The organism is Streptomyces sp. (assembly GCF_031178505.1).
In the GTDB taxonomy this organism is placed as follows: Bacteria; Actinomycetota; Actinomycetes; order Streptomycetales; family Streptomycetaceae; genus Streptomyces; species Streptomyces gulbargensis.
In genome coordinates this window covers 1-4296 of record NZ_JAPSIW010000604.1, presented here as the reverse complement: position 1 = coordinate 4296, position 4296 = coordinate 1, and the positions used below count along the sequence as shown (strand labels likewise).

At 75.8% G+C, this 4296-nt stretch carries 2 protein-coding genes; both read left to right on the top strand.

Annotation, left to right across the window (positions count from 1 at the left end; translation table 11 throughout):
* On the top strand, positions 1–4034 hold a 4034-nt coding region (locus RIF68_RS28770), incomplete at its 5' end, for an amino acid adenylation domain-containing protein (RefSeq protein ID WP_309054217.1).
* Positions 4031–4246: an MbtH family protein gene (locus RIF68_RS28765; protein WP_309054216.1), complete on the top strand. Its 216-nt coding sequence runs from the start codon at positions 4031–4033 to the stop codon at positions 4244–4246. The genes RIF68_RS28770 and RIF68_RS28765, both read left to right, overlap by 4 nt.
* Positions 4247–4296 lie beyond the last annotated feature (50 nt).

The following is a 4296-nucleotide window of genomic DNA, read 5'->3' as shown; positions in this document are numbered from 1 at the left end:
CCGCCCCCGGCGCCGAAGGCACCCGAGCCGCCACCGCCCGCACCCGGCCCGTGGCGCGCACCGACCGGCCCGACCGTCTCCCCCTCTCGTCGGCCCAGCGCAGGCTCTGGTTCATCGACACCCTCGAGGGCCCCAGCGCCTCCTACAACATCCCGCTCGTCCTGCGCCCGGCCGAACCCCTCGACCCGGCCGTCCTGGCCACCGCCCTCACCGATCTCTCCGACCGGCACGAGGTGCTGCGCACCCGCTACCGGGCCGTCGACGGCGAACCCCACCAGCAGGTCCTCACCGGCGTCCGCCCCGCCCTCGACCACCGGACCGTCCCGGCCGGGCGGCTCGCCGCCGAGGCCGCCGAGGCCGCCGGCCACGTCTTCGACCTGGCCGAGGAGACCCCGCTGCGGGCCACCCTCCTCACCCCCGACGACGGCTCCGGGCAGGTCCTCGTCCTGCTCGTCCACCACATCGCCGCCGACGGCTGGTCCACCGGCCCGCTCCTCGCCGACCTCGCCACCGCCTACCGGGCGCGCGCCGAGGGCCACGACCCCGCGTGGGCGCCGCTGCCCGTCCAGTACGCCGACTACACCCTCTGGCAGCACGAACTCCTCGCGGGCCCCGGGGCCGACGCCCACCGCGCCTACTGGGAACGGACCCTCGCCGGCGCCCCCGCCGCCCTCGACCTGCCCGCCGCCCGCCCCCGCCCCGCCGAGGCGAGCCACCGCGGGGCCCGCGCCCCGATCACCGTCGACGCCGCCACCCACGAGGCCCTGGAAACCCTCGCCCGCGACAACGGCGCCACCCTCTTCATGGTGCTGCAGGCCGCACTCGCCGCCGTCCTCACCCGGCACGGCGCCGGCACCGACCTGCCCCTCGCCACCATGACGGCCGGCCGCGACGACGAACTCCTCGGCGGACTCGTCGGCTTCTTCGTCAACACCCTCGTCCTGCGCACCGACACCTCCGGCGACCCCGCCTTCACCGAACTCCTCGACCGCGTCCGGCGCACCGACCTCGCCGCCTACGCCCACCAGGAACTCCCCTTCGACCGGGTCGTGGAACATCTCAACCCGCCCCGCACCACCGCCCACCACCCGCTCGCCCAGGTCGTCGTCCAGCTCCACCACGACTACACCCGCGGCGTCGCGGGCACCGCCGCCGCGAAGGACCTCTTCCGGGCGGACGGCCCCGCGCTCCTGACCACCGTCACGACCAAGTTCGACCTCACCTTCGCCCTGGACGAGCGGCGGGACGCAGACGGCCGGCCCGCCGGCCTCACCGGCGGACTCGAATACGCCACCGACCTCTTCGACGCCCCCACCGCCACCCTCCTCGCCGCCCACCTGGAACGCACCCTGCGCGCCGCCGCGGCCGACCCCTCCGTACGCCTCGGGGAGCTGCCCCTGCTCACCGAGACCGACCGCTTCCAGCTGGTCGACGCCTACAACGACACCGCCACCGTCGTCGCCGAACCGGGAACCGTCCACGCCCTCGTCGCCCGCCGCGCCGCCCGCACCCCCGGGGCGCCCGCCCTCGTCACGGACGCCGAGACCGTCACGTACGGGGAACTCGACGCCCGCGCCGACGCGCTGGCCGCCCGGCTCCGCGCCGCCGGCGCGGTCCGGGGTGACACCGTCGGCGTGCTGCTCGACCGCGGGGTCCCCCTGGTCGTGACCGCGCTCGCCGTGCTCAAGTGCGGCGCCGCCTACCTGCCGCTCGACGCCCGCCTGCCCGAGGCCCGCCTCCGGCTCCTCCTGGCGGACTCCGGCGCCCGGCTCGTGGCCACCGACCGCGCGCACTCCCGGCCGGAGGGCGTACGGGTGCTCCTCGTGGACGCGCCGGCGGCGGACCCCGTGGCCGAGGCGCCGGGCGGGGAGGAGGCCGCCTCCGGGGACGACCTGATGTACGTGATGTTCACCTCGGGCTCCACCGGCCGGCCCAAGGGCGTCGGCGTCACCCACCGCAACGTGGTGGAGCTCGCCGCCGACCGCGACCTCTCCTTCGGCCCCGGCCGGCGCATGCTGGTGCACTCCGCGACCGGCTTCGACGCCTCCGTCTTCGAACTGTGGGCCCCGCTCCTGGCCGGCGGCTGCCTCGTCCTGATGCGCGGCGACGGCACCGACCTCGCCGAGACCGCCCGGACCGTACGCGACCACGGCGTCACCACCGCCTACTTCACCGTCGGCCTCTTCCACGTCATGGCCGACGAGGGTCTGGACACCCTCCGCCTCCTGCGCGAGGTCTGGACCGGCGGCGACGTCGCCTCGCCCGCCGCCGTCCAGCGCGTGCTCACCCACTGCCCGGACACCGTTCTCGTCCACTCCTACGGCCCCACCGAGACCACCTTCGCCTCCCACAACCAGTGGTTCACGACCCGGCAGCGCGAGCTGCGCGGCACCGGCCTGCACCTCGGCCGCCCCATGGACAACACCCGCAGCCACGTCCTCGACGAGACCCTGCGCCCCGTCCCGCCGGGCGTGCCGGGTGAGCTGTACATCGCCGGCGGGCACCTCGCGCGGGGCTACGTGGGCCGCCCCGGCCTCACCGCCGAACGGTTCGTGCCCGACCCCTTCGAGGCGGACGGCAGCCGCATGTACCGCACCGGTGACCGCGTCCTGTGGACCCCCGACGGCGAACTCCGCTTCCTGGGTCGGGCGGACGGGCAGGTCAAGCTGCGCGGCGTGCGGATCGAACCCGGCGAGATCGAGCGGGCCCTCGCCGCCCACCCGGCCGTCGGCCAGGCCCTCGTCGTGGTCCGCGAGGACCGCCCGGGCGACAAGAGCCTCGTCGCCTACGCCGTCCCGCGCGCCGGTGACACCGTCACCGAGGCCGAACTCCTCGCCGAGGCCCGCCGGGTGCTGCCCGGCCACCTGGTGCCCGCCGCGGTCGTCGTCCTCGACGCCCTCCCGCTGACCGCCAACGGCAAGCCGGACCGTACGGCCCTGCCCGCGCCCCGCCGGCCCGCCGCCGCGCCGGGCGGACGCCCGCCGCGCAACGCCCGCGAGGAGGTGCTCTGCGCGCTCTACGCCGAGATCCTCGACGTTCCCCGGGTCTCCGTCGACGACAACTTCTTCGCGCTCGGCGGGCATTCGCTGCTCGGCGTCCGCCTCGTCAACCGGATGCGCGGTGTCCTCGGCGTCGAGCGGACCGTCCGCGACCTGTTCCGCGCCCCCACCCCCGCCGGTCTCCTCGGCGGCGACCAGGATCCGTTCGGCGACGGCCCGGCCGCCGGGGCGTCCGCCTCCGCGCTCGGCGTGCTGCTGCCCCTGAGTCCGGGTGGTGCCCGCCGCCCCCTCTTCTGCGTCCACCCCGGCACCGGCGTCGGCTGGGCCTACGCGGGCCTCGCCCGGCACCTCGGCCCCGACCAGCCGCTCTACGCCCTCCAGGCCCGCGCCCTGAGCGACCCGGGCCACCGGCCGGAGAGCGTCGAGGAGATGGCCGACGCCTACCTGGAACGCATCCGGCAGGTCCAGCCCTGGGGCCCCTACCGGCTGCTCGGCTGGTCCTTCGGCGGCCTGGTCGCCCACACCATGGCCGTACGGCTCCGCGAGGCCGGCGAGAGCGTCGAACTGCTCGCCCTGATGGACGTGCACCAGACCGGCCCCGGCAGCGTCCCGGTCCCGCCGCCCGAGGACCGCCCCGCCCCGGAGCCGGGGGACCGGCCCGGCCGGACCCCCGCCGGCGACCTCGCCGCGGCGGTGGAGCGGATCCGCCGCGAGGACCCCGTGCTCGCCGGCTTCAGCACCGCCGAACTCCGGGCCGTCCTCGCCGCCTCCGAGAACCACGCCCGGCTCATGGCCCGGCACGTCCCCGGCCGCGCCGACACCGACGTGCTGTTCTTCACCGCCCGCCGCCAAGGGGAGCCGGAAGGCGCTCTCGCGGCCACCTGGATTCCCTTCGCCGAGGGAATCGTCGAGAACCACACCCTGGAATGCGGCCATCTCAGGATGGCCAAACCGGAACCACTCGCCCTTATCGGAAGCATCATCTCGGAGAAGCTCTCCGCCCTGCAGAAGAAGGAAATGAGGAGCCAGTCATGAGCGATTCCGTCAACCCGTTCGACAACGCCGAGGGCACCTTCCACGTCGTCGTCAACGACGAGGGGCAGCACTCCCTGTGGCCGGCCTTCGCCGCCGTCCCGGCCGGCTGGACCAGCGTCTGGGGCCCCGGTGACCGGGGCGAAGCCCTGGAGTACGTCACCGCCCACTGGACCGACATCCGCCCGCGCAGCCTCGTCGCCCAGTACGCCTGACAGCCGGCCGACACCGTCGGAAAGGCGCCGCGCCCCCCCAAACCAAGCGG